This window comes from Bacillus sp. Cr_A10, assembly GCF_029222665.1.
Lineage (GTDB): Bacteria > Bacillota > Bacilli > Bacillales_A > Planococcaceae > Psychrobacillus.
In genome coordinates, this window is the sequence record NZ_JARHXR010000006.1 from 100,687 (window position 1) to 125,910 (window position 25,224).

Genomic DNA, 25,224 nt, shown 5'->3' on the forward strand with positions numbered 1-25,224 from the left:
ATATTACTTATAGTTATTGTTTCATCAGTCTGGGAATTTTTCTAGCTCACTATTAAATCGATGTGTTGGTTATTGTATTATAGATATTAGAACGACTGTCTCAATAAATATTTATAAAATAAAAATTAAGGAGAATTACATGGCCTGGAGCAAATTGAAGCAAAATCTAGAGAGCTTTCTCTGTCCTGCATTATATGGAAGAGTTGAATACCTTGCAACCAGCTACCGTTATTTACCTGATAAAGCAGGACTTTGTTATATTGCGGTAGATAAAAAGAATGTACTTAATATGAGTGATAAAACTACCTTAATCAGATGGTATCAGACGGAGCTGGAAATTAAGAATGATTCAGATATCCAAATTCCTATCAACAATGAAGAAATTGAAGCGGTAAGAAAAGAAACCAAGGGGATAGTTCCGGAGGATCGTCTACAAGTAATTGCAAGGAGTAGAAAATTATCAGAATATGCAAAGGCGCTTTTGTCAGCGCAGTCATCATTAAGTAAATCAAATTTTATCGTTGTAGCTAATAAGTTTTTATCCACTTCTATAGAGGAAAGCATAGAGAGCAATGATATCCTATTGAATATTCTAGCTTTGGTGGACAGACGGGTTGGGAAAAAACGAATTTTAAACATGAGTGAGAAGATGAAGTTAAAGCATCCAATTGTGCAGTATTTTTATGAACTACGGCTAAGTACGTTATGATAAATAAAAGTACTAGATGCCAACCGGTTATGGTGTGTATGATTGTACATATATATATATATGAATTAACACGAATGTTTGTAAACCAGGTAACCTGCAAGGATTTACATAGAAAATAATAGGATGGTGCTTCTATGATTGGTATGGGCTATCGGACGATAAAGACTGCTGTAGGAGCAGGGCTGGCAATTTGGATTGCGAGTTTATTGGATTTGGAATTTGCAACATTTGCAGCAATTATTGTTATTATGTGTATCGAGAAAACGAAGAAAAAGACATTAATTACAATTAAGGATAAATTCTTTGCCTCTCTTTTATCTTTGATTCTTGGTGGTTTGTTCTTTGAAGTATTAGGTTATTATCCCATTGTGTTTTCCTTATTTATTTTATTATTTGTTCCATTCCTCGTAAGAGCTCACATCCAGGGTGGTTTTGTCACAAGTATGGTTGTCGTATTACATGTTTATACGGTAAAGGATGCTAACTGGGCTATGTTTCTGAACGAGCTCTATATTATTTTAATTGGTATGGGAATTGCTCTTCTCGTCAATAGTTTCATGCCAAGTTTCAAGCGGGACATTGAAATCTTTAAGAAGGAGATTGAACAAAAGTTTGAAATTCTTCTCTTTGAACTCTCTGCCCATTTAAGGGATAATATGCGAAGCTGGGATGGGAAAGAAATACTTGAGGTAGAAGATTTGATTAATCAATCCAAAAGCATTGCCATTCAAGATGTAGAAAATCATCTGTTGCGAAAACAAAATATAGATTATTATTATCTGGAAATGCGAGAGGATCAACTGGAACTCCTAAAACATATGATGAAAATCGTTGCTATTTTCTCTTCATCCAGCCTAGACGTCAAACAGAAAGAAATGTTTGCGGAGTTCTTGGAGAATTTAAGTCGGAATGTTCATTCGGGAGATACAACGGACATTTCATTAAATGAGTTAGAGGAATTAAATGCCTTGATCAGCAAGATGGAGTTGCCAAAGACAAGAGAAGAATTTGAAATACGAGCGAATCTATTTTATTTGATTTTTGAAATGAAAAACTACTTAAACATAAAGAAAAAACTTTTTACCAAAAGAAGTCGATAAGTCGATAGTGGAAGGAGCTTGTGAGAGAGGATATTCAGATGATTCATCTCGATTTCATAAAATAACCAGCGGATATCGATTATATAACGCTCTTTCGATTTCCTCTGGATTTTTAATACATTTTCTGGTTTTGGGGTGCGTTAGGAGCAATGGGTTTGAGAAATTCCTCCTGAACGACATTATTTTTATTTTAGGAGGATAAAAACTTCCATTTTACATTAATCTAAAGTTGAATCGTGAAATTGATTTTCAGCTAGGTGTTTTGGGCGGGGCAGATTTGCAATCAGTTATCAGAGTATACGGCGAGTTTGCTCCTTATACGAAAGTTAACAGCGTTCAAGAGCTTTTAGAATCAATGGCTTCATCATAATGTTGTGAAGAAAGTGTAACTGGCTGTTTCTGAATAAGAGACAATCAGTTTTTTTAGGTTCAACAATAAATGTTTGGGTCTTCAAACAATTATGTGCATTAAAAATGTAGATGAATACACGCACGCAATGTTATTTGTCTACCGTACTAAAGGCACGTTATCAGGTGTCTGAATATAAACATTTATCAAATAACTATAATATTGTTTTAATAATATTTACTTTCGGGTTTTATTTGTAAAGTAAAATTGGGCATTTTTATTCAAATTATACGGGGTGGGAAAACACAGAAATATCAGAGAGAACTAATATGAAAGCATAATTATTTTTTTAGAATAGAGTTGTTTGGGCTTTATATAAAATTTCATTTATTGCAAAATTCTATAAACACGTAAGGGAACTGTCATTTTTCTTAAACGGAGTAACACAAAATGGTAACAAAGCTTTGTTATATTCTAGACAGGCAGATGATGGTGCTGCCGGAAAATTTGAGTAATAATCTTACTCGTGCTGATAGGAGGTGAAACGATAAATAACGGAATTTATGAAAAATCCATCCTATCAGTAGAAAAAATACGAATTAGGAGAGATCAAGTAATGAATAAAAAACAAATGGATTCTAAGAAAGCAAATAAAAATTTGTCGAAAAAAGTAGCGCCACTAGTAATGTCAACATCAATGATGGCTGCAGCCTTTTTAGCAGCTGGTGCACCTACTTCTGCAGCAGAGCTTGATACAAAGGGTGTTAATCCTGAAGTTATTGAACAAGTGAAAAATCATGGTCAGGAAGTATCTGCATTAGCGAAAAGTCTACCAGGTTCTCCTGAAAAAGGTAAACTAGTTAGCAAACTAGCTCAAGAAAATTCCGGCACAACTAATGATGATTCAGATGATAATATAGATGAAACAAATAATGATGAACCACAAGAAGGCGAAATAAGTGATGATACATCAGCAGCTGAAGAAGAAGGAACAGATGAAGAAACAGAAGCACCAACAGCTGAAGATGGCCAAGTAGAAGATGGTACAGAAGCAGCTGAAGCAGAAGAAGAAGAAACAGAAGCCCCAGCAGCTGAAGATGGCCAAGTAGAAGATGGTACAGAAGCAGCTGAAGTAGAAGGAACAGATGAAGAAACAGAAGCATCAACAGCTGAAGATGGCCAAGTAGAAGATGGTACAGAAGCAGTTGAAGAAGACGAAGCAGCTGAAGAAACAGAAGCACCGACAGCTGAAGATGGCCAAGTAGAAGATGGTGCAGAAGCAGTTGAAGAAGACGAAGCAGCTGAAGAAACAAAAGCACCAACAACTGAAGATGGCCAAGTAGAAGATGATACAGCAGCAGCTGAAGAAGAAGGAACAGATGAAGAAACAGAAGCACCAACAGCTGAAGATGGCCAAGTAGAAGATGGTACAGAAGCAGTTGAAGAAGACGAAGCAGCGGAAGAAACAGAAGCACCGACAGCTGAAGATGGCCAAGTAGAAGATGGTACAGAAGCAGTTGAAAAAGACGAAGCAGCAGAAGAAACAGAAACACCAACAGCTGAAGATGGCCAAGTAGAAGATGATACAGCAGCAGCTGAAGAAGATGGAACAGTTGAAGAAACAGAAGCACCAACAGCTGAAGACGGCCAAGTAGATGGTGATGCAATCGCAGCTGAAGAAGAAGGAAAAGCTGAAGAAACAGGTGCACCAACAGCTGAAGAAGAGGGCCAAGTAGATGGTTCACAAAATCAAGAAGATGACTCTAGTACATGGGTAGATGAAACTTATCAATTTATCGGTGATGGCTATCAAAGTGTTATTGGATACTATCAAACCTTTATTGAACAAAAATTAGCTCAGACAAGTGAAGAATCTGAAAACGTTGAAGCAATTGATGTAGTATCCGATATATCTGCTGATGCCGGTGAAACAGATACACCAACTTTAGAGGCAGATACATCCCAAGACATCTCTGTTGATAATACAAATACAGGTCTAACAAATGATGCTGACGTTAATCTAGAAAGCCCAGTCGTTGTAGAAAATCAAGATCAACCTTCTGATGTAGAAACACCAGAACAAGAAACCGTAGAATCAGTGGAAAATACAGTATCAGATCTTGAGGAACCAGTACAACCAGTAAATGAAGAAGTAAGTTTGGCTACTGAAACAGAACAAATCAGTCAAAATGAGGTAGAAAAGGAATCCGACCAAATCTCTTTAAAGGATAAAATGATTGGATACTATCAAGACCTAGCAGCTTCATTCTCTAACCTTATAAACTTCCTAAAATAAGAGGGACTCTCTAGCATAATCGATCGTAGTATAAGAGTATAATGGCTTTGAACTGAATAAAAAGAGGAAGGGGAATGAAAAAGGAGAATGTTCATTCCCCCCTTTTTCATGTGTGAACAACAAAGTGAAATGGCCAACCAAAAATAAGCTGGTTGACCATTTTCAAAAAGATTAAATTCAATTTGGGAGTTTTTTTATAACAATTCTATACCTCTTTGCTATCTATTGAGATATCTTATCATTGACAGATAAATAGATTCCAATAGAATGTGGAAAATAATAAATTATTTGTTTTTTGGTTTAAACGTTTTACAGCATGTATCTGCAGAATGGATTGCTTCTTCCGTACGGTTGAAAAAGTCGAATTCCTGAGCGAACTCTGAGTCATACTTTGACTGGGAATCAATATCAATTTTGATTTGATCAGCTCCGCAAATATTTCCTTCCGCATGAAATACACAATTTGCTACAGAACAGTTAACTTCTACAATCGGCATCCGCCTACCCCCTAAAGTTGAATTTAAAATTTAGAAGAAATAACCATAAGATTCTCTCTTCAAACTTAGTATGTCCAAATTGGGTAAATAGTATGTATAAAATTATTCGCATTCTAATAAATCATATGGTTTTCGTAGTTTTGTAAAAAAAATACATTGTTTTTAATATTAAAAGGAAAAAAATAATAAATTTTAAGATAATATTTACTAATCTTTTTTATTTTTTAATAATTTATTTTTTTAGTATGATTCTAATTAATTAATCTTATAGATAATATTGCCAGTTAGTATTATGTTTTTTTGGGGTAAAATATAAATATGAGAAACAGTTGATAACTGAAGAAGATCTCCCTTCGTTTTTCTCATGAAATTCCATAGCATTGGAATTGGAGGCCTCACTGTTGAAGAAGTGAGGCTCTTTTTATGTCAAAAAATTTATACTCCAAAAACGAAGAGATTATCACTAATTGAAATAGTGATAATCTCTTTTTTCTTTATGAAAAGTAGTATGTAAAGGTTGAATCTGTTTAAATAATTTCTTTTTCCATTACAACATGTGGAATGCCTGCTTCAAAGAAGACGTCCGAAACTGTCTTATACCCTAAATGATTATAAAATTTTTCAGCATGCGTTTGACCATGCAGCATTAATTTATTTATATTTTGTCGTCTAGCGTATTCTTCGATTCCTTGCATTATACATTTACCACTACCGCGTTTTCGCTTTTCAGATAAAACACAAATACGTTCCACCTTACCTATACCGTTTACTATACGGAACCGACCAGTTCCTATCGAGTTTTCAGCATCGTATAGTAGAAAATGAACTGAATCATTTTCGTACTCATCTATTTCTTCTTCCATCGGTACATGTTGTTCATGGACAAAAACTTTTATCCGAATATCAAAAACCGTGTCTAGTTCTTCTTTAGTTTGGACAATCTTCACTTTCAAAATTTTTCAACTCTCTTTCTTAAGCACACTTATACTCATCATATAGGAGATTGTAGCTTATGTGAAAATATTCTAGTAAAAAAAAGTGATTATATTTCTAATGTCTAAATTATTATGATTCATGAAACTAAGTACAGGGTAAAGAATAGGAGAAGATAATAAGGAGGTAGAATAATGGAACATTTAAAAGCACTCGGTATCAAATTTGTTATGATTGCAGCGGTTCTTTTAATTATATTAACCCTGTTATTCGATGTTCCTTTCATGGATACCATATGGACTAGTTTAGTTTTAACCATTTTCGCATATGTATTGGGTGATTTTATTCTCTTTAGATTGGCTCCAAAACGATTGCGTAATATTATGGCTACTATTGCTGATTTAATCATAGGCTTCCTTGTCATTTGGTATATGTTAATTGCTCTAACAGATGCTAATGAGAATCTAGCAGTTGGTGCTATCATATCTGCAATTGTTATAGCTTTAGGAGAATGGTTTTTCCATAAATACCTTGATCTCACAGTTTTCGTAGGAAAATATATATCAAAGTTGGATGAGGTTTCAGGAGTTGCTAAAAAGCATTAAAGTGAAGATAAAAGCATCAAAGTTCCTTGTGAAGGCTTTGATGCTTTTTGTTATTAACGAAGGACGATTTCGTGTTCGCCTTCACTATCGATTACAACAAGAACTAGGGAGTTATCTCGCTCGGAAACTGGAAGAGGGACTTGTGAGTATAAGTGGAAATTTTGCTCTTGTAAGGAGTCGATACTTGCACCTTCCAATTTAGATCCGTCTAATGATTCTGTTGTAGCTAGGAAATCAAATTCATGTTTGTTATCGTAAATTGCCTTAAACTTAACGCTTCCTAATTGATGACCATAACTGAATGAATCTAGTGTGTCATTACTGATAGTCCCTGATAAATGAAGGTAAATTTCTTTATCAGAAATGATACTTCGCTTGTCATCTCCTGTAGAGGATGCAAATTCTTTCGTGAACTCGGCATGATTGATGGTCATGACTATATCTCCGTCCTCATATTCAAATACGCTATCCTCTTTTAACAGATTTTCTCCTTGAGGGAGAGCTTTTGAACTAGTACCGTCCGCTTTATCCTCTGATTTATTTTCGGTCTTTTCTGTTTCATCTTTTTGATCACTGTCTTCTGCATTTACTGTTTCTGTTGCTGAAACTTCTGTTGAAACATTTGCATCGGAAACTTCTTTATCCTCCGTTGACTCTTTAGTATCACCGCATGCGGCTAAAATCATGGTTATTGATACCCCTAAAAACAAAAACGCCTTCTTCATTTACCTCATCCCCATATCATTAATTATTTTCATATTATAATTATAGTTACCAAATTTTAAGGCATGCAAGTGAAAATGGGTATAGTTGGTAAAAATAGTACTTTGGAATCTTATTAGATTTGAGTCTAAGATACTAATGTATAAGTATTAAAGACTGTTTATATCGAAAAACACTTCTTTATATCGTTCATAAAGAAGTGTTAATACCAGTTAAGATGTTTGCATTGAAAATTGAATGGAGTGGTAAACCTGTTGCCTAATGGATTCTATTGGCTTTCAAAGATGTCTTAAAATTAGATTGGGGATTATAATGTACCCGATTGACTCTCGTTTTAAATGATGCTATATTGAAAATATTCTTATAAAAGGTGTGGTGAAGTATGTCTGAAGTAGGTATGAACTAATACTGATTTAGTTTAATAAGGCTTTTAAGAACTGGTTATATTCCAGTTTATTTAAGTATGCCTTGTTTCACAGTGTCTATGAGCATTGTGAATACCTACCTTAAAGACTGCTTCCTTTTCCATATATTCGTTTAACATACAAGTATGTTAGTTCGAAAAGCATGGCGGGATTTGTCCTGCCATGCTTTTTTTTCTTTCATTGCTTGTTAGTTGATGATTAAATGCCTGGTGCAAATCACTAGGCGAATGCCCGCAGGAGCTTTCTATCCAATTTACGAATTAACGTGAACTTGGAATGGTAGGTGAGATTCTTGCGGGCATTTTTTTATTAATGATAAGCAAGTGTTTTACTCAGAAAATTGTTCAGGCGCTTTCGCCTAAGGTCAAATGCCAATTTGCTCCTGCGCAAAGCTTGTCGCAGAGGAGTGTTTCTGCAGGGGCTAGCAACTAAACGGGAGCATTCTGTTTTTAAATTTAAGGAGGGTTACACATGAATATGATGACATATGAAAAATTACAATATGACGAATTAAAGGAAATGGTGAAATCACACTGTGTCAGTAGTTTAGGCAAGGAATTACTTGATAAGCTTCAACCAAGCACGAATATTAAGGTGGTACAAAACAGGTTAAATGAAACGACAGAGGCAAGAAAGCTATTGGATGCTGAAAGTCATCTTCCCCTAAAAGGTGTTTCCAATATAAACTTGCAAATGGAAAAGCTTGAAAAGGGAATGATTTTAGGTCCTTCTGAGTTAGTTGCTATATCTGACTTCTTGAGAGGATGTAGAACGATAAAGAAGTTTATGTTGGATAAGGAGTTTTTTGCTCCAGTTCTCCATTCTTATTCTCATTCCATGATGGAATTTAGAGATATCGAAGAAAATATTAATTATTCTATAAAAGGGAATAGAGTAGACTCGGAAGCGAGTAAAGAATTGAAACGAATTCGAAATCAAATAGATAAAGTCGAAGATAAAATTGAAGAAAGATTAAATAAGTTTTTGAAGAGTAGTGCTAATAAAGAGTATATTCAAGAATTTTTTATAAGTAAAAAGGATGATCGTTTTACAATTCCTATAAAAGCTTCCTATAAAAATCAGGTAGCTGGTACAATCGTTGAAATGTCTTCCAAAGGATCTACGGTGTTTATTGAACCTGCTGCAATTTCAAAACTAAATGCAGAATTGGCTGTGCTTAAAGCAGAGGAGTCTATAGAGGAGTACCAAATTTTAGCGACTCTTTCAGGTAGTGTTTTAGAGGAAAATAGACAAATAAACATCAATATTGAACTGATTGGTCAGTATGACATGATTTTTGCGAAGGCGAAGTTTAGTAAAAGAATGGATGGAATAGAGCCGAGGTTAAATAATCATGGATATATTAAACTGACGAATTGTAAGCATCCGCTTTTGTCTGGAAATATTGTGCCGTTAGATTTCGAGATAGGAAAAGGTTATCGTAGCCTAATTATCACAGGACCAAATGCTGGTGGAAAAACTGTCGTTTTGAAAACGATTGGAATACTAACATTAGCTGTGATGTCAGGATTTCATATTTCGGCCGATGAAGGTACAGAAATAGCGGTGTTTGATCATCTTTATGTAGATATTGGTGACAATCAAAGCATTGAAAACTCCCTTAGTACTTTTTCATCTCATATGAAAAATATCTCAGAGATTATGAGTGCGTCCACGAATAACACGCTACTACTTTTTGATGAAATTGGAAGTGGGACCGAACCGAATGAAGGAGCCGCACTAGCCATTGCTATCCTGGAGGAATTTTATCAAATGGGGTGTATTACAGTGGCTACCACTCATTACGGAGAAATAAAACGCTATTCGGAAATTCATAGTGACTTCATAAATGCAGCAATGCAATTTAACAGTGAAGCGTTAGAGCCGATGTATAAGCTTTTAATAGGTAAGTCAGGAGATAGTAACGCGCTTTGGATTTCGAAGAAAATGAATTTACGTGAAAAGGTACTTCAAAAAGCACAGCACTATATTGAAAATAAAAATTATGATTTAGAACGGGTAAGAGACAATAAAGTAAAAAAGCCGGTACAAATCACAACTAGGGAAGAGCACACTTATGAATTTGAAATAGGGGACAGAGTAAAAATAATGGAACAGAACGATTCGGGAATTGTGTATGAGAAAAAGGACAATTTCAATAATGTATTAGTGTTCTATAATAATGAAATTATAAAGGTGAATGCAAAAAGAATAGAGCTTGAAGTAAAAGCTACAGAGCTTTATCCAGAAGGATATGATGTCAGTACTTTATTCATAAGTTACAAAGAACGGAAATTCCAACATGACATGGAAAGAGGATCTAAAAAAGCGTTGAAGAAAGTTTCTAAAGAAATAAAGAAAGGGCAAAGTGAATGCTGATTTGTTAAGTATATATAAGTAAGATCGGGTAAATATAATAACGATTGAATTTTAAAAGGAGGTAGAAGCAATGAATGCACAACGCGCAGAAGAAATTGTTTTTTCGCCTGATATGATTAATGTAACCTATAACGGTGAAAATATTTATATTGAACATGTAGACAAACAAAATGGAAAAGCGACAATCCATTCCCTTGATGAACCAGAAAATAAACAAAGTGTTTCTGTCACAAGCTTAATGGAACAGTAACATAGTTGCACTTACGTATAAAAAAGCACCCTATGAGGGCAACTGAAAAACTCTTCGAGGTATCTCTTAGCGAGTATGTGAACGAAATCGTTCACATACTCGCTTTTTGTCTGGAACCGTTGTAACTCACAAATAATGGGGGTGCTTTTTTCCTAGCCGAAAGTACGCAGGAAAATTAGTTAAAAATAGATAGATATCTATAATCTAGTAATATATAATTATCCTTGATAGGGACTTGCATTATTTAGATGTAGGTACTTATTCCGAAAAAGGCAAATTTGTCGAAAGATGAAGACGCAAAGTTTCAGACCTAACGCCAAACGGCTATGGTGGCTGAACTACCGAAGAATATGGATGAAAACTTGAAATAAAGTTCAATTCAAAGTTCTTCCTTGTATTTCTATTTTTAATAGGAGAGAGGAGTTTTTTTATGTCCAATTTTAAAGGAAATTTGCAAAAAACACTGCTTGCATTTATGTTTGTTGCTTTCATTGTATTTCTTGTAGGTGTTAGTCCTTCATTTGCAGAAACGAATGATTCCACGACAACAGTAGAGGATGACTCAGAAGTGGAATCTGGAGTTGCGGATGATACAAATGATACGGAAGAACCTGCATTATTACCCGGTGATTTTTTCTATTTTCTTAAATCATTGCAAGAAAGTGTTCAATTGGCTTTCACATTCGATGACATGAAAGAAGCAGAATTGCTTAGCGCATTAGCGGAAGAGCGAATTCTAGAAGCGACAGCATTATTTGAACAAGGTGATGAAGAGAAAGCAATTGAAACACTACAACTAGCGATTGACCAACAAGACGAAGCTTTAGCTAAGTATAAAGAAAGTGTAGAACAAGACAATCCGGATGAAGTTGCTAATGAAGATGATCCTGCTGTTGAAGATGATGCAACGGGAGAAGAATCAGAAGTAGATTCGGCTTATGCTGATTTAGAAGCTAAATTCTCATCAAATCTTCTTGCTTTACAAGCAGCATTAGAAAAAGTAGAAAATACAAAAGCTAAAGAAGCACTTGCTAAAAATGTTGTAAAAGCGGAAGAAAGATTGGCTAAAAAGATAGAGAAAAAACTAGCTAAGCTTGAAAAAGAGAAAGAAGAAACTTCAGAAGAAGAAGCCACTGAATCTGAGGAACCGATAGAAGAAGTAGAATCAGATGATGCTGTTGCGGATGAAAACACAACAGATTCAAAAGAAGAAGTACCTCTAGAAGAGGAAAATGAAGTACAAAAAGAATCTACGCAACAACCAGTAACTGATTCAGCGGTTATGGTACCTAAAGTTACAGATACTAAGACACCAGCTGCACCAAAAGTACAAGATGCATCTTTGAAAGCTGAGGAGAAAAAACAAGAGGCCGCTAAAAAAGTGGAAGAAGCAAAATTAAAAGCCGAAGAAGTAGCTAAAAAAGCTGAAGAAGAGAAAGTAAAAGCAGAAGCTAAACAAAAAGAAGCAGTAGCGAAAGTAGAAGCTAAACAAAAAGAAGCAGCAGCAAAAGCAGAAGCTAAACAAAAGGAAGCCGCGCTTAAAGCTGAAGAAGCGAAAGCAAAAGCTGAGGCTAAACAAAAAGAAGCAGCAGCGAAAGTTGAAGAAGAGGCTTCAAATGCTGCAGCAAAGAAACAAGAAGCCGAGGCTAAACAACAAGGGAATAACGACAAGGAAAAATCGAATAACGGGAAAAAAGACAAAGAGGAGTAAATCCCCTTTGTCTTTTTCTTTATTGAAAATAATATCTAAATTTTCAGTCATTATAATCTATAGTGTTACACGATGCACCTGTTCTTTTAAAATCTGTATATTTCCAAGTACGTTCTGTGAGATTTCTAATGTAGCTTCAATTGCATTAGCTTTTTCGTCAGATAATTGGTAGATAATGTCGTTAAATAGAAGTTCCATCTCATCTAGTATAGCTAAAGCGGAGACATTATATAGTCGTACATTTTCATATTTCCCAGGTTCAAAAATGGCTGTATCGATATATGGTTTAAAATTATTCAGCATTTCAGGAAGATTCACAATCATTCTACCAAAACCTTTTCGGAGACCTTCCACAGTTACTTCCATCTCCTCAAGAGGTTCTAACGCACTTTGAACAGCTCTTCTAACTCTTTCCTCGTAATTAGTGAACAAACTAATGAGTAAGCTTACAGGGTTTCCATACAAACCGACGTTTAAAGCAGCCTTAACTGCGATAATAATTGCTGACAATGCCGTTTCTATTAAAAATAACAATGCTTCTAAGCCCAATAGTATTGGAGTTAATATGGATATTCCGATTGCATTCATATGATTATGGGCTAGCTCCACTTGAATCTCTTTTATTTTCATTCCAACTACTACATAGGAAGAAGACTCAATCGTAAAAACTTCTGTATTTTGCACGGAATCTACGCCATCTTCTAAAGTAGAACCTGAATGAATAGAACTTGCCAAATTACGGTCTTTGTTGTGAAAAGAAATTGCTATGTCATGAACCTGAGTCTCGTAAGCATTTAATTGTTTATATACTTTATCCTTATTTTCATTGACGATGTTATAGTGAGCGTTTAGTTCCCCTACAACCGCATCTACAAAGAGGTCTTTCCCTCCTTCAAATAACTTGGGAATATCATGCTGAACAATGTTCTGTGTGTTTGCCACTAAGTTATCAACATCTACTTTTAACTGCTGTAAATATGCTTTTGCAGGAGCAAAGAGGCCTTCAACATCTATATCAATCGAAAAGATAAATTCAATTATTTCTGCTGGCTTTGAGTTTAAAATGCTATTCAGAACTCTACACCTAGCCTCTGCTGAATCTAGAAGTAATATAAGCTCATCTATGCACTCTTTAATAATCATTCCTGTTTTAGCAATACCATTAAATACTGGATCGCCAGCAAGCTCTTCAAACATATATTGAAAAGTTTCCTGCAGCCTCGTAACTCGTTGATTAAATTGAGCACTTTCATCCGAGACTATGCTTACAGAATTTCCGATATAATCTCTGACATTAGTGAGACGGCCTTTTACATGATCCCTGATTCCATCGGAAAGCAACAGCATATTTTCCTTGTTTATTAGAATCTTTTCAGTCTGTCCGCTATACAAAGGAGAACCGGTCCATATACTAGTTACAATATGATCATCAGCTCCTACGTAAATAAATCCATGTCCAGGCTCACCTTTTATGCCTATTTCTATTTTAAAATTTCCTTCTGTATCTGCTTCTACGTAGCCAGTATGATTGGACCCTAGCATTGAGAACATTGGTATTCCATTGTTTATTCCGTATTTATTGCCTGGAATTCGATCTCCCATTCCAATAGACTCTTCTGTACCAGTTAGAAAATCATACTTACTATAGTAATTTGTAATGTTGGTATAATCTTTAGTAGGATCGACCATACCAGATGGAAGTATTGCAGGATTTAACGTCACGGCTTTTACTTGAGGATTTTCGATGGCTACAGCGTTCGTTAAAGCACCAGCAAGTGAATTTCCTGAGACAGAAGAAATGTCCCCATATTTATTGTTCATATGCTGAAAATAAGCTTTTGCATCTTGAATTTGAGCGGGAGGAACGTCGCTTAACAGCTTTGTATTAGTCCCAATCCAGTCTTTGTCAAGTTGTTCGCTCCCGACAAATACAACGGATAGCTCTTTCGTTTCAAAATTTTGAATGGTTAATGCATCTAGCCCGGAGGATGTATCGTAAAGAGTATGAATAACATAAAATTCTTTTCCATTAACTTGTAGGATATCATTAACTTCGTATTTTTGGTATGCATGATAGCCTGCTAGCTCCACTAAATCTTTGTCATTCGTATTCGGACGAGTTACGTTATTTATAATAGTCATAGGTTATATTCTCCTATTCCTTCATAATTTCATTAATCGTAGTTTCCTCTATACTGTTATCTTTTGAACCATGTCCGTACTTACTATTAATTAAATTATCGTGTAATAAAAGAGTATAAGCACCCCTTGGCAAACCATCCATACTTTCGATTTCAGATACTATCTGTGAATAGGTAACTTTATCTGGTTCGACATCCTTTTCTTTCATGAATAGATTGATAGTAATTTTTACAGCTTCTGTTTCAAATTTATTTTCATCAAGGAAATTTCTGAGCTCTTCTTTACTTACATTTTGGTTTTCTAAGTACATAGAGTTAAGATGGTCGAAAACGTCAGTAAAAAAACTCATATAGTAATAGGGGGTCGAGTAACCAGAATCCGTTTTTTCTACCGCCTCTTTAGTTTTACCAACAACAGGATATTCTTTCGTTATTTGGTTCATAAAATTATTTAAGTTGGCCATTTCCTCGTCATAAGCCATTGCGAATAATCCGCCTGATAAGGCATTTTCTATTTGGCCTTCCTGTGACCACACGCTGTCTGTTTTTACTGTTTTACTTTGTAAATCTATCGGAACAATAGCAAATGCATGAAAATGTGGTTCTCCCACTGATTCTACGAATACTGAAACACCATCAACCGCACCTAATAAGTTATGGACAATTACTTCTGTTTTATATTTTTCACTGAAGAACTTTTTTACTGCTACTTCAATTTCCTCGCGATTTGCTTCTGCGATTTTATCCGTTTCCTCACCATTCCTTAATGCATATCCTTCACCTGTAAACTCCTGAACGCTCACTAGGTTTTCTGTCTTTAAAGCAATTCCGTGACCTCCTGTTGCGGCTACTGTTTCTTTTTCAGAGTTTTTTGTATTCTCAGTATCCATGTTACATCCTCCTATTAAAACGGTTATGCCTAGTCCGAGTGCTAAGGCTTTGTTGTTGCTTCGCATATAATTACCTCCTAACGTGCAAATCTTTCGCTCAAAATATCCTATTTTTACTAATTGTATAAAAAATTTTAGATAACTGAAAACATATTTCTTATATTTTATTTGAATTTTGAAAAAACAGGTGAAAGGATATGACTTGTAAATAGCTAGCGAGGACTTTTGTTATATAGGTCAGTGGGATAAATATACTTATACTTTTTTCTTTCAAAGTGATATTTATAAAATATTAGCCTCTGTTGGGTTAATCGATTATTAACAGGGTACAATAATTGATGTGCTTTAACTATTGTTAGGAGGGATTTGAATGGACGATAAAATGGGTGGCATTGAAGTTGGAGAAATTCTTACAGTTCTCGATGAAGAAGACCGTGAACAAGAAATTGAAGTGATTGGTATGTTAACTATTGAAGAAAAGGAATATGCGGCAGTTGCATTTGCGGATGATGCGCAAGAAGAAACAGTCGAAGAAGTGGATGTGTTCTTTTTCCAAATTATTGATGGTGAGGAGCTAGCGGAAATAGAGACGGACGCTGAATTTGAGAAAGTATCCGCGGCATTTTTAGAAGCACAAGAAGAAGCAGAAGACTTTGATGAAGAAGATGAATAAACAGTTGTGAAGAGAGGATATACTCCTCTCTTCAGACTGTTGACAAACTCGGATTTATCTTTATATAGGATAGATTGCTTTTCCGAAGCTTACCGCTCGCTTTCCGCGGGCGAGCGACGAGTCTCCCCCGCAGCTCTCGCTTCGTGCGGGGTCTCGTCTGTCTCGCTTTTCCCGCAGGAGTCGAGCGGACGCTTCTCCAAACCAACTTAGGTAGAATAATCTTGACTTAAATGAAAATATGACAGAAAGTCAGAATAATGAACTAGACCAGTTAGCCAAATTTCTTTTGCCAACAATCTGAAGAGAGGATACATTCCTCTTTTTTTATTGCAACTTTTCTATTATTATCGAGAGGATGATGGCTATAATCCTTCGCGACAACCTGTGTTATCTTGAAACCGATTGTATTTTTTCATCTCATTTATTGTTTCTTCTACTTCCATTAGGTATTGGTCGAATACCGCATTGTTACCTGATTCGCTAAAATTCTGTTTATCAATAGAATTAAGCAACGCAAGGACCCCTTTAAACTTAATGTCATCAAATGAAGGGACCTCAGATTGGCCCTCGATTTCCCCTTTTAGTATGATTTGTCTTTGTTCATTCTCCATGTGAAATATAAACTTCTGTATTTCATTTATTTCCATTAACTATCTCTCCTAAATTTTACTCATTACTTTACATAATATATCCGAAAGTAACGGTATTAACCCCATCAATGGAGGAACACTAGGATTTATAGAAATTAAGGAGGTGACATCCATGAATGCTGAACGAGCTCAAGAAATAGCTTTTTCGAAAAGTATGTCTAATGTAACATTTAATGGAGAAAGGGTTTATATTGAACATGTGGACCGAGATAAGGATTTGGCAACCATTCATTTAATTAATGATCCAAATAAAAAGGAAAGTGTTTCAGTTACGAGCTTAGTTGAACAATAAGAAAATCATTATTGAACTGCACCAAAAAGAAGGTGCAGTTCTTTTCGTGTATATAAAGTAAAACGAAATCGGTACAATTAGTATTTATTGTATAATAAGAAAAGCTATGGTAAAATGAAATTCACTTTAAGAAATGGAGGTTTTCCTTTTGACAGCATCTATGAGACTAAGAAACCAAACTTTGAACCGTTAATTGAATATGGTCAAGGGCTCTGCCTAAGTGTGGAGTAAATGGGATTAGTCTGTCTCTTTAGGAAAACTTTATTTTACGTTTAACAAAAAAAGAGAGGGTGAATCTACCCTCTTTTTTTGTTGTCTAAAAATAGTAGTGTATGTAAACATTCGATTTGAGCAAAAAAGACCTTAACCATTTACTTTTCAATGCAGGAAATATATAGAAAAGGTCGTGAATAAGATGAATACGGAATATGAAAATTGGAAAAAGAATATTATTATCTTTTTAAGTAGCCAGACGATATCCCTTTTTGGTTCCTCACTGGTTCAATATGCGATTATGTGGCATATAACACTCACTACACAATCAGGAATGATGATGACACTATTTATATTATGTGGATTCATCCCTACATTTATTTTATCGCCTTTTGCTGGAGTGTGGGCAGATCGATACAATCGGAAGGTACTCATTATCTTATCAGATGGACTGATTGCTATAGCAACTCTCATAATGGCAATTGTCTTCTTAATGGGATATGAGGCTATTTGGCTATTGTTTGCCATGTCAGCTATTAGAGCGGTAGGAACAGGTATTCAAGGTCCAGCAGTAGGGGCTATTTTGCCGCAAATTGTTCCAGAGGATAAGCTGACGAAAGTAAGCGGAACTAACGGAAGTATACAGGCTATTATAATGTTCGTGTCTCCTATGGTGAGTGCGGCATTGCTTACGATGGCTACATTAGAAATCATTTTCTTTATAGATGTGGTAACTGCAGCTATAGCGATTGTAACTTTACTCGTGTTCTTAAAAATTAAGGTACATGCAAAGGCATCCGAGGCACAAACGACAAGCTATCTTAGTGATTTTAAAGCAGGTTTAACATATATTAACAACCATGCTTTTTTGAAAAAGTTCTTTTTGTTTTTCGCGTTGTTTTTTGTTTTGATGGCGCCAGCCGCATTTTTAACTCCTTTACAAGTGACTCGAAGCTTTGGCGATGATGTATGGCGATTAACTGCAATCGAAATTGCCTTTTCGGTTGGAATGATGGCAGGCGGAGGTATTATTGCTTCTTGGGGAGGTTTTGCAAACAAGGTGCATACGATGACACTTGCCAGTATTATAATGGGAATTTGTACGATTGCGCTTGGGATTATGCCAATATTTTGGGCATATTTACTCTTCATGGCGATATTCGGGGTCTCAATGCCAGTTTTCAATACACCTACAACTGTACTAATTCAAGAACGAGTTGAGGGTGATTACTTGGGTAGAATATTTGGTGTTTTTGGGATGATTGCTACTTCAATGATGCCAATAGGGATGCTCATATTCGGACCAATGGCAGATATTGTGAGAGTTGAATGGATTCTATTGGGTACGGGAGTGCTAATGTTATTACTTAGCCTATTGTTAGGAAGAGACAAAGTATTATTAAAAGCAGGTGAGCCTGTAGTTGTTCCAGATTCTTCTGATCTAACTTCATAATTTATAAACACCTTGAGATGGTTAAATCGCCGTTTCAAGGTGTTTTTGCTAGGTTTTTTCCAAAGAGGGAGCTACTCAGAAAAATACCGATATGTATAAGAATAATATTAATGACACGCACCACGGGACTGATAACGCCAAAATTTATCTCTACGTCCCATATTAAGTTTAAACTTCAATTCTTGTATACCTTAGAGCGTAATCATTGACCATTGTATTTTGCTATGTAGGCCGTCGTCTTAGGACATCATTCACTTTAGTAATAAATATTAGTATAATTTCAACTTAGATGTAATGACTATTTAGGTTTAAAACTATCATTCGGGAAGTAGAGATATGTATGGCAAATTTTATTATTAGGCTTTAATTAATTTCCCTTTACTATCTGTAAATTTCCCAATAGCAATTATAATAAAATCAATTATTGTCCAAATTCCTAGTCCACCTAGTGTAAGCAACATTAAAATTCCTGTTCCTACTTTACCAGCATAAAACCTATGAACACCTAATGAACCTAAAAAGAAACAAAGTAGTAAAGCTGCTACAAAATTCTTTTCTGAATTCGTGTTTTCTGACATAATATATTCCTCCTTTCACCTGTAATCGAATATTACAGTAACATAGTTTAAAATATATAAATATAAGTAATATTTAACAATTAATTGTACGAGCAAGGTTTAAAGGGACCTCTATCTTTACAGATGAGATCCCTTCCCTTATAACTTAGTTTCTTTCTATTCGAATCGCTTGAATGTCTTGGCAGTCTACGATAATTGTTGAACCATTATCAGTAAAGATTGCACAGCAAGTATCCCGATCAAAGTTAATGAAAAATACATTATTTAATCTTCGACCACCTTTTAAGAAAACATCAACCTCAGTCTGCATTCTTAATCGTCTTAATTGGTCACAAACACAACCTTCGCAGCGATTTCTGTTACGATCTCTGTTGCGATCTCTATCACGATCACGATCTCTTTCATTTTCAGATTCTCTTAATCTTCTACATTCAGAACACATATTCAATCCCTCCCTTCTGGCATTTAAAATCTAGCCTCATTTATAAACTATGATGATCGATAAAAAGAGATTGAACAATTTGTCCTATAATAATAAAATAGTTATCTTTCTGAGTCTTAAAAAGAAAATATGATGTAGAAGAAAATCTCTCCTTTAACTAAAGGGGTAGTTTAGGTAAACAAGAAAAGATTGTATTCAAAAAAAGGGTTATTTTATATATAATTCCAGTATAAGCCCAAAAAAGTATCCAAAAGGAGAAATGAATAATGAGTCTGCATATTACGAAAGAATTTAATAAAAAGGATAAACAATACATTCATGACGAGCTTTATAAGTTTAATTTAAAACATTTTCCAGAAGATTTAGCAGGCAGATACGAAGAAATCAATTTATTTATAAAGGACGAAAACAGCATTGTCCGTGGCGGAATACTTGCTGAAGCGTGTTGGAATTGGTTAGAAATTCAAACTTTTATGATAGATGAAGATATACGAAAGTCGGGTTTTGGAACTAAATTACTTTTAGAACTTGAGAAGATAGCTTTAGAAAAAGAATGTGATTTTATAAAGGTAGATACTTTGAGTTTTCAAGCATTGGATTTCTACGAAAAGAATGGTTATCAAGTTTACGGGAGCTTAGACAATGTAGGCAGAGACTATAAACATTACTATTTAAAAAAAGACTTAAAGAAATTTTAATGTTATAGACATGATTAATTTTTCGATATCTTGAATGATTTAAAAGAAGGAAGTGAATATTTGTGAAAACATTTAGTATTTGGTCATTTGTTTTTGTTGTTATCGGAATATTATCTTATTTAATGAGTTGGATGATAGACGGATACAGTGAACCTTTTATTTTTATAGGATTCATTTTATTAATTATAGGGGCAATAATAGGTTTTATCGCCATAGCTAAAAAGGAAAAAGGTGGTGCTAAATACATTCCACTTGTTACTTTTTTTGTTGTCTTATTTTTAGTCTCTCTGTATGAACCTTTTCAAATTCTTCGTGTGATTACCTGGCTGAAAAATATTACATAACTAAACGTTTTTTTTATCATTATTCTCTTTAACTAATGGGGTAGTTCACGAAGAAATTAAATGTCTATTTAGACATCCACAAAAGAGGTGAAAATATTAGAAAAATAGGAATAACATCTTAATGGCCATTTTATACTGTTTTCCATTTGTTTATTTTTCTATGTATCAAGATTTTGCCAACCGTTCAATGCTTGGGTATTTGATAATGATTGTTGTGACTTCACTTCTTGCATTTTTCGGGAAATTCTTTAGTAATTCAATCCCATTTATTATTGGTAATATATTATCTGTAATAACTTCATTTTATTTCATCCATGAGATGACGGGAAACGAAAGATGGAATGGTTATTTTAAGCCGTTAACAACCTATCAATTATTAATGTTGGTTAGTTTTTTGAACTTGATTCCTCAATTCTTCGCAATGAATTTAGCAAATAAATATAAAAATAAAGTTAATGATTAATTAAATTGTGGAGTAATATCCTTAGGGTTAGAAGTAGTAACAATATTGATTAACATAGTTAATTGAAAAGAGGTTTAAGGAAAAGCTGTTTATTATGATCGATCACTTACTTTGAGTTCGGTAAAGGTTAGTAAATATTCATCAGTTTATGAGAGCATTGGTCCAAGAAGGATTACTGCTCTTTTTTGTTGAACTAAAGTGGCAGGAATGTATTTTATCTAGGGAGGGGCTATTGTGAGGAAGCCAGGCTTATAACCGCTTTTGATTTTAGTTGTATCGATACTTGTTATAAGTAGTGCTTTTTTTATGAAGAATATTGAATTGAAAAAGGAGCTAGGTGAGCAATATCAAAGAGAAATGCTTCAGGCAAGTGGCTATTTAGAGGCTTTATCGAGGATGTCATCTAAAGAGCTACAGGCATTTGGAGAATCTAATCTTTTTCTATATCAGCCTTGCTTTTTATCGGATATTTCCTTTACTATTCAGCATCAAGAATTAGCTAGTCTATTAAGGGAAACCAACCATCAATTGTATACGGTAAATTCTCTAAATGAGGAGGGGCTAACAGCATTACATACAGATTTACGGAAGCTAGTCTTTACAGTGAATGACTTAATCGAAGAGGTAGGAGATAAAAGAATGGATTGGTACCAATTTTATCAAAGACTATCTAAAAGTGTGATGGAGCGAATTGATGAACGTCTAGCTTTGGAGTATTAGTAGGAAGGCAAAGAGCTGTTTTGTTATTGGTTTTTACTTTTAATTAAAGACACGGTGACGAAAATGTAACATTAGTACATCAAATTGTTAGATTAATCGATGGTTTATCTGAATTCAGTTTAATATATTTAAAATTAACAGACGTTGTTCTGGAATGAGTGTTTAAAGGGAGGTAAAAATGGGAGAACTAGACATTGTATTAATAACCAAAATGATAATAATTGGCTTAGTTCAAGGCTTTACAGAACCAATACCAGTGTCCTCTAGCGGCCACGTGATGATTGTCAGTGAGATTTTGGGGTTAGGTGAGCAAGGATTTACTTTTGCTATATTAACAAATACGGCGTCACTTTTTTCAATACTTTATATTTATAGACAAGATATCGTCAGGCTTGCAACCAATTCAATTCGTTATTTAATAACGAAAAATCGAAGCTATAAGAGTGACTTTCGGTTTGTTTGCTTTATCGTCATTGGTACTATACCAGCGGGTGTTCTTGGGATTTTTTTAAATGACTATATTGCAGAAAATGTAAGTATGACAACGATCGCGGTGATGCTCTTTATTACAGGGTTTGCCTTGTGGTTAATTCGCAATATAAAAGGTGTAAAAGACGAGCGGGATATTACGATGAAGGATGCGTTCATTGTTGGTTTAGGTCAGGCTGTCGCATTGACTCCAGGAATTAGCCGTTCGGGTGCGACGGTAATTTCAGCAATTGCTATTGGAATGAAACAAGATACAGCACTTCGATTTTCATTTATGTTGTATATTCCTGTAAGCATCGGAGGAGTTATTCTAGGTTTTTCTGATTTTTTGAATGAGCCGAATAAAATAGACTTAGCAATCCCCTATTTAGCTGCATTTATTGCAACCTTATTAATGACCTATTTTGCGATGAAGTGGTTTATGGGAATAATGAAAAATGGTAAGTTGGTTTATTTCACCTATTATTGTTTTATCGTTGGAACATTACTTTTAGTTTTCTTTTAAAGGGCTTTGATACATGTTATAGAGCTAACCAATTCGTTTCTGCATGCCTTTTAGGACATAAGGAATCACTCGGTAAAATGAGAATCGAGCAACATAATACTCAATAAAAATAGTAAGAAAGCGAAAGGCTAACTCAAAAAGGTAGTCATTCCATTTACCTTTGAGTTAGCCTCTTTCATGGTGAACCATTTAGTTTTGATTAACGACTAGTGTAACCAGCATCAGCATGAATAGTTGTTCCAGTCACATAAGATGACTGATCTGATGCTAACCAAAGACTAGCTTGAGCAATTTCTTCAGCTTGTCCAAATCGGTTTAAAAGACTAAGTTGAGGTGCGTATTGTTCTTCAGTATAGCCAAACTGTTCTAAAGCACCACGCAGCATTGGTGTATCGATCGCACCGGGAGCTACAGAATTAACTCGAATATTTTTGTCGCCATTTTCTAATGCGGCAACCTTTGTCATTCCTACTACACCATGTTTAGCGGCAACATAAGCAATATTGTTTGGCTGAGGTCGGAATCCACTAACAGATGAGATGTTAACAATAGATCCACCCTGACCTTGTTTAATCATTTGTTGAAGTTCATATTTTAAACATAGTGCTGTTCCTTTAAGATCAACAGAGATTAACTTGTCCCAATATTCTTCATCAAACTCTGCAACTGGTTTATCATCTGGTGTTAAAGCTGCGTTATTAACAGCTACATCAAGACGACCATATTTTTCTACGGCAGCATCAATCATACTTTTAACTTGATCGGCTTTAGATATATCAACTTTTACAAAATATGCAGTTCCTCCATTAGCTTCAATTTCAGAAACTGCTGCTTGTCCTTTTTCTTCGTTAAAGTCGGCAACTACTACTTTAGCTTTTGCTTCTGCAAAAAGTTTTGCTGTAGCAAGTCCCATACCCATTGCTGCACCTGTTACAATTGCTACTTTACCCTCTAGTACTGGAAACGTCATTTCAATCACTCATCCTCTCAGATTGTAGTTTTTCATCTATTTTTAGTTTGCGTGTTTTTGAAAATACTTTGTATATTTTCCTTCTATAATAAATAGTTTTACCTATTGGTATTCTTAGCGTGCTGTCCAAGCGCCATCAACTGTAACGACTTCACCATTGATGAATTTAGATTCGTCTGAACCTAGGAATAATGCGGTTGCTGCGATATCTTCAGCTTCCCCTCCATTAAATGGTCCAAGATCTGCAAATGTTTCTGCACCAAGTGGATCTAATTTTGTTATATTAGCTGTCATACCAGTTGCAATTGAACCTGGTGCAATTACATTCGCACGAATCTTACCGTTTTCTCGACCATAAAATGCTGCTATATTTTTTGTAAGACCGATTACAGCGTGTTTAGACATAGTGTAAACTGCACCACCACGAGCACCTAGGTAACCAGCAATTGATGCAACATTTACGATTGTTCCGCCAGATTCTTGTTCTTTAAATACTTTGATTGCAGAACGGCATGCATAAAATTGACCGTTTAAGTTAACACCCATTACACGTTCAAATAATTCGTTTGAAGTGTTTTCAACTGATGCCATGTTATCAAAAATTCCAGCAATATTTGCTAAAATATCTAATTTACCGTACTCATCTAATGCTTTTTGAATCATTGCATCTACATCTTCTTCTTTCGATACATCTGTTTTAATTACAACAGCTATACCCCCAGCTGCTTTAATTTCTTGTAGCGTCTCATTCATTGAATCTTCGTTAAACTCAGCTAAAACAACTTTAGCGCCTTCTTTTGCGTATAATTTTGCAGTCGCACGTCCCATACCAGAACCTGCACCTGTTACGATTGCTACTTTTCCTGCTAATCTTGTCATATTGATCTTCTCCTCCTAAAAATGGTTCATAATATAAGGGAATATATCTTGATATTGAGATATTTTAAAACATCTCAAGCATAAAGCATTCATGGAAGGGCTTCAATATGCAATAATGAGAGAAGTGTACGTTAATGAACAAATGAATGGATTTTGTAAGTTAAAAGTATAAGAAGGAGCATTTTTATGCCAATTAATTATCCTGATAAACGTGTAAAAAGAACAAAAGAGATTTTTAAAGCAGTCTTATTAACATTGATGGAAGAAAAATGCTTTCATAACATTACGATTACAGAAATCGTAAAAGCTGCGGATTACAATCGAGGAACTTTTTATGCCCACTATGAAAAAAAAGAAGATTTATTGGATGAGATAATTGAAGAGATGTTTGAAAAAATGACCGAAGCTTATAGGAAACCATATCTCAATTTATCAGTTGTAGATTTCAATGAAATCCCTTCTAATTCAATTGTCTTATTTGATCATTTCTTAGAAAATAAAAAATTTTATAAGCTGATGTTTAGTCCAACTACAAATTATAATTTTCATGAAAAAATGAGAAAAAGATTAGATCAGTTATTCAGAGAAGAGTTTGAATTTTCGTTTACAGAGATAGATCCTAATATTGACATAAACCTTTTTAGCACGTATCGGATACATGGCATTATTGGATTAATATTAGAATGGATTGACAATGATTTTATCCAATCATCTTCGTATATGGGAGATCAACTCATACATATATTGAGATTTTATACACCGAAAATCTATATAAAAGATAAAAAATAAATGGAATATCATCGGGCTACATTCAATTTATGAATTAAGAAAGGCTTAAACTAACGCA

The 25,224-nt window shown here is 34.7% G+C and carries 26 protein-coding genes and 1 riboswitch; of the genes, 16 read left to right on the plus strand and 10 right to left on the minus strand.

Annotation, left to right across the window (positions count from 1 at the left end):
• Positions 1–139 precede the first annotated feature (139 nt).
• The 3 genes from P2Q73_RS03635 (at position 140) to P2Q73_RS03645 (ending at position 4,454) form a co-directional block, all read left to right on the plus strand.
• Positions 140–709 (plus strand): SF0329 family protein, encoded by a 570-nt coding sequence (locus tag P2Q73_RS03635; RefSeq protein ID WP_275784011.1) that lies wholly within the window; start codon positions 140–142, stop codon positions 707–709.
• 134 nt (positions 710–843) lie between these two features.
• Entirely contained in the window at positions 844–1,809 is a 966-nt protein-coding gene (locus tag P2Q73_RS03640) for an aromatic acid exporter family protein (protein WP_275784015.1), read from the plus strand.
• A 965-nt stretch (positions 1,810–2,774) separates the two neighbouring features.
• Positions 2,775–4,454 carry a putative sodium/potassium/calcium exchanger gene (locus tag P2Q73_RS03645; protein WP_275784018.1) on the plus strand — a complete coding sequence of 560 codons (1,680 nt, stop codon included), beginning with the start codon at positions 2,775–2,777 and terminating at the stop codon, positions 4,452–4,454.
• Positions 4,455–4,738: 284 nt separating this feature from the next.
• On the opposite strand, the gene P2Q73_RS03650 is transcribed toward P2Q73_RS03645, so the two are convergent.
• Positions 4,739–4,951: a DUF1540 domain-containing protein gene (locus tag P2Q73_RS03650; protein ID WP_056830494.1), complete on the minus strand. Its 213-nt coding sequence runs from the start codon at positions 4,949–4,951 to the stop codon at positions 4,739–4,741.
• Positions 4,952–5,478: 527 nt separating this feature from the next.
• Positions 5,479–5,904 (minus strand): GNAT family N-acetyltransferase, encoded by a 426-nt coding sequence (locus tag P2Q73_RS03655; RefSeq protein ID WP_275784022.1) that lies wholly within the window; start codon positions 5,902–5,904, stop codon positions 5,479–5,481.
• Positions 5,905–6,078: 174 nt separating this feature from the next.
• Here P2Q73_RS03655 and P2Q73_RS03660 point away from each other — a divergent pair, with 174 nt between their 5' ends.
• Positions 6,079–6,489 (plus strand): DUF2512 family protein, encoded by a 411-nt coding sequence (locus P2Q73_RS03660; RefSeq protein ID WP_275784024.1) that lies wholly within the window; start codon positions 6,079–6,081, stop codon positions 6,487–6,489.
• Positions 6,490–6,542: 53 nt separating this feature from the next.
• On the opposite strand, the gene P2Q73_RS03665 is transcribed toward P2Q73_RS03660, so the two are convergent.
• Positions 6,543–7,214, minus strand: coding sequence for a hypothetical protein (locus P2Q73_RS03665; RefSeq protein ID WP_275784027.1), 672 nt, complete (start codon positions 7,212–7,214; stop codon positions 6,543–6,545).
• A gap of 894 nt (positions 7,215–8,108) precedes the next feature.
• Here P2Q73_RS03665 and P2Q73_RS03670 point away from each other — a divergent pair.
• The 3 genes from P2Q73_RS03670 (at position 8,109) to P2Q73_RS03680 (ending at position 11,977) form a co-directional block, all read left to right on the plus strand.
• Positions 8,109–10,016: an endonuclease MutS2 gene (locus P2Q73_RS03670; RefSeq protein ID WP_275784030.1), complete on the plus strand. Its 1,908-nt coding sequence runs from the start codon at positions 8,109–8,111 to the stop codon at positions 10,014–10,016.
• A gap of 70 nt (positions 10,017–10,086) precedes the next feature.
• On the plus strand, positions 10,087–10,266 hold the full coding sequence (locus P2Q73_RS03675; protein WP_053591791.1) for a small acid-soluble spore protein H: 180 nt from the start codon (positions 10,087–10,089) through the stop codon (positions 10,264–10,266).
• Between the two features lie 261 nt (positions 10,267–10,527).
• Positions 10,528–10,612, plus strand: a riboswitch (cyclic di-GMP riboswitch).
• 84 nt (positions 10,613–10,696) lie between these two features.
• A complete protein-coding gene (locus P2Q73_RS03680; RefSeq protein ID WP_275784034.1) occupies positions 10,697–11,977 on the plus strand; it encodes a DUF5667 domain-containing protein in 1,281 nt (426 codons plus the stop codon).
• A 57-nt stretch (positions 11,978–12,034) separates the two neighbouring features.
• On the opposite strand, the gene P2Q73_RS03685 is transcribed toward P2Q73_RS03680, so the two are convergent.
• A complete protein-coding gene (locus P2Q73_RS03685) occupies positions 12,035–14,119 on the minus strand; it encodes an SA1320 family protein (RefSeq protein WP_275784038.1) in 2,085 nt (694 codons plus the stop codon).
• 13 nt (positions 14,120–14,132) lie between these two features.
• Complete coding sequence (locus P2Q73_RS03690; protein WP_275784041.1) at positions 14,133–15,008, minus strand: DUF1672 family protein; 876 nt, start codon at positions 15,006–15,008, stop codon at positions 14,133–14,135.
• 370 nt (positions 15,009–15,378) lie between these two features.
• Here P2Q73_RS03690 and P2Q73_RS03695 point away from each other — a divergent pair, with 370 nt between their 5' ends.
• Positions 15,379–15,681 (plus strand): DUF1292 domain-containing protein, encoded by a 303-nt coding sequence (locus tag P2Q73_RS03695; RefSeq protein WP_345798826.1) that lies wholly within the window; start codon positions 15,379–15,381, stop codon positions 15,679–15,681.
• Positions 15,682–16,043: 362 nt separating this feature from the next.
• Here the strand turns inward: P2Q73_RS03695 and P2Q73_RS03700 are convergent, their stop codons facing one another.
• Complete coding sequence (locus P2Q73_RS03700) at positions 16,044–16,328, minus strand: hypothetical protein (RefSeq protein WP_275784043.1); 285 nt, start codon at positions 16,326–16,328, stop codon at positions 16,044–16,046.
• 115 nt (positions 16,329–16,443) lie between these two features.
• Here P2Q73_RS03700 and P2Q73_RS03705 point away from each other — a divergent pair, with 115 nt between their 5' ends.
• Together P2Q73_RS03705 and P2Q73_RS03710 are read left to right on the plus strand one after the other, a co-directional pair.
• Positions 16,444–16,623 (plus strand): H-type small acid-soluble spore protein, encoded by a 180-nt coding sequence (locus P2Q73_RS03705; RefSeq protein WP_275784046.1) that lies wholly within the window; start codon positions 16,444–16,446, stop codon positions 16,621–16,623.
• Positions 16,624–17,038: 415 nt separating this feature from the next.
• Entirely contained in the window at positions 17,039–18,289 is a 1,251-nt protein-coding gene (locus P2Q73_RS03710) for an MFS transporter (protein WP_275784048.1), read from the plus strand.
• Positions 18,290–18,645: 356 nt separating this feature from the next.
• On the opposite strand, the gene P2Q73_RS03715 is transcribed toward P2Q73_RS03710, so the two are convergent.
• Entirely contained in the window at positions 18,646–18,867 is a 222-nt protein-coding gene (locus P2Q73_RS03715) for a TM2 domain-containing protein (protein WP_053591798.1), read from the minus strand.
• 145 nt (positions 18,868–19,012) lie between these two features.
• The gene (locus P2Q73_RS03720; RefSeq protein ID WP_056830511.1) at positions 19,013–19,309 is read right to left on the minus strand and encodes a DUF3915 family protein; all 297 of its coding nucleotides are present in this window, start codon (positions 19,307–19,309) and stop codon (positions 19,013–19,015) included.
• Positions 19,310–19,575: 266 nt separating this feature from the next.
• Between P2Q73_RS03720 and P2Q73_RS03725 the strand changes: the two genes are divergently transcribed.
• The 5 genes from P2Q73_RS03725 to P2Q73_RS03745 all read left to right on the plus strand — a co-directional run bounded on the left by P2Q73_RS03725 (position 19,576) and on the right by P2Q73_RS03745 (position 22,528).
• Entirely contained in the window at positions 19,576–20,007 is a 432-nt protein-coding gene (locus P2Q73_RS03725; protein ID WP_056830513.1) for a GNAT family N-acetyltransferase, read from the plus strand.
• 62 nt (positions 20,008–20,069) lie between these two features.
• Positions 20,070–20,351: a hypothetical protein gene (locus tag P2Q73_RS03730; protein WP_056830515.1), complete on the plus strand. Its 282-nt coding sequence runs from the start codon at positions 20,070–20,072 to the stop codon at positions 20,349–20,351.
• Positions 20,352–20,472: 121 nt separating this feature from the next.
• A complete protein-coding gene (locus tag P2Q73_RS03735) occupies positions 20,473–20,814 on the plus strand; it encodes a hypothetical protein (RefSeq protein WP_275784054.1) in 342 nt (113 codons plus the stop codon).
• Positions 20,815–21,120: 306 nt separating this feature from the next.
• Positions 21,121–21,534: a hypothetical protein gene (locus P2Q73_RS03740; protein WP_275784056.1), complete on the plus strand. Its 414-nt coding sequence runs from the start codon at positions 21,121–21,123 to the stop codon at positions 21,532–21,534.
• Between the two features lie 178 nt (positions 21,535–21,712).
• A complete protein-coding gene (locus P2Q73_RS03745) occupies positions 21,713–22,528 on the plus strand; it encodes an undecaprenyl-diphosphate phosphatase (protein WP_275784058.1) in 816 nt (271 codons plus the stop codon).
• A gap of 199 nt (positions 22,529–22,727) precedes the next feature.
• Here P2Q73_RS03745 and P2Q73_RS03750 read toward each other — a convergent pair whose 3' ends face one another.
• Both P2Q73_RS03750 and P2Q73_RS03755 read right to left on the minus strand, forming a co-directional pair.
• Positions 22,728–23,498 carry an SDR family NAD(P)-dependent oxidoreductase gene (locus P2Q73_RS03750; RefSeq protein WP_275784060.1) on the minus strand — a complete coding sequence of 257 codons (771 nt, stop codon included), beginning with the start codon at positions 23,496–23,498 and terminating at the stop codon, positions 22,728–22,730.
• A 114-nt stretch (positions 23,499–23,612) separates the two neighbouring features.
• Positions 23,613–24,377 carry an SDR family NAD(P)-dependent oxidoreductase gene (locus P2Q73_RS03755; RefSeq protein WP_275784061.1) on the minus strand — a complete coding sequence of 255 codons (765 nt, stop codon included), beginning with the start codon at positions 24,375–24,377 and terminating at the stop codon, positions 23,613–23,615.
• Positions 24,378–24,563: 186 nt separating this feature from the next.
• Between P2Q73_RS03755 and P2Q73_RS03760 the strand changes: the two genes are divergently transcribed.
• The gene (locus P2Q73_RS03760) at positions 24,564–25,166 is read left to right on the plus strand and encodes a TetR/AcrR family transcriptional regulator (RefSeq protein ID WP_056830525.1); all 603 of its coding nucleotides are present in this window, start codon (positions 24,564–24,566) and stop codon (positions 25,164–25,166) included.
• Positions 25,167–25,224 lie beyond the last annotated feature (58 nt).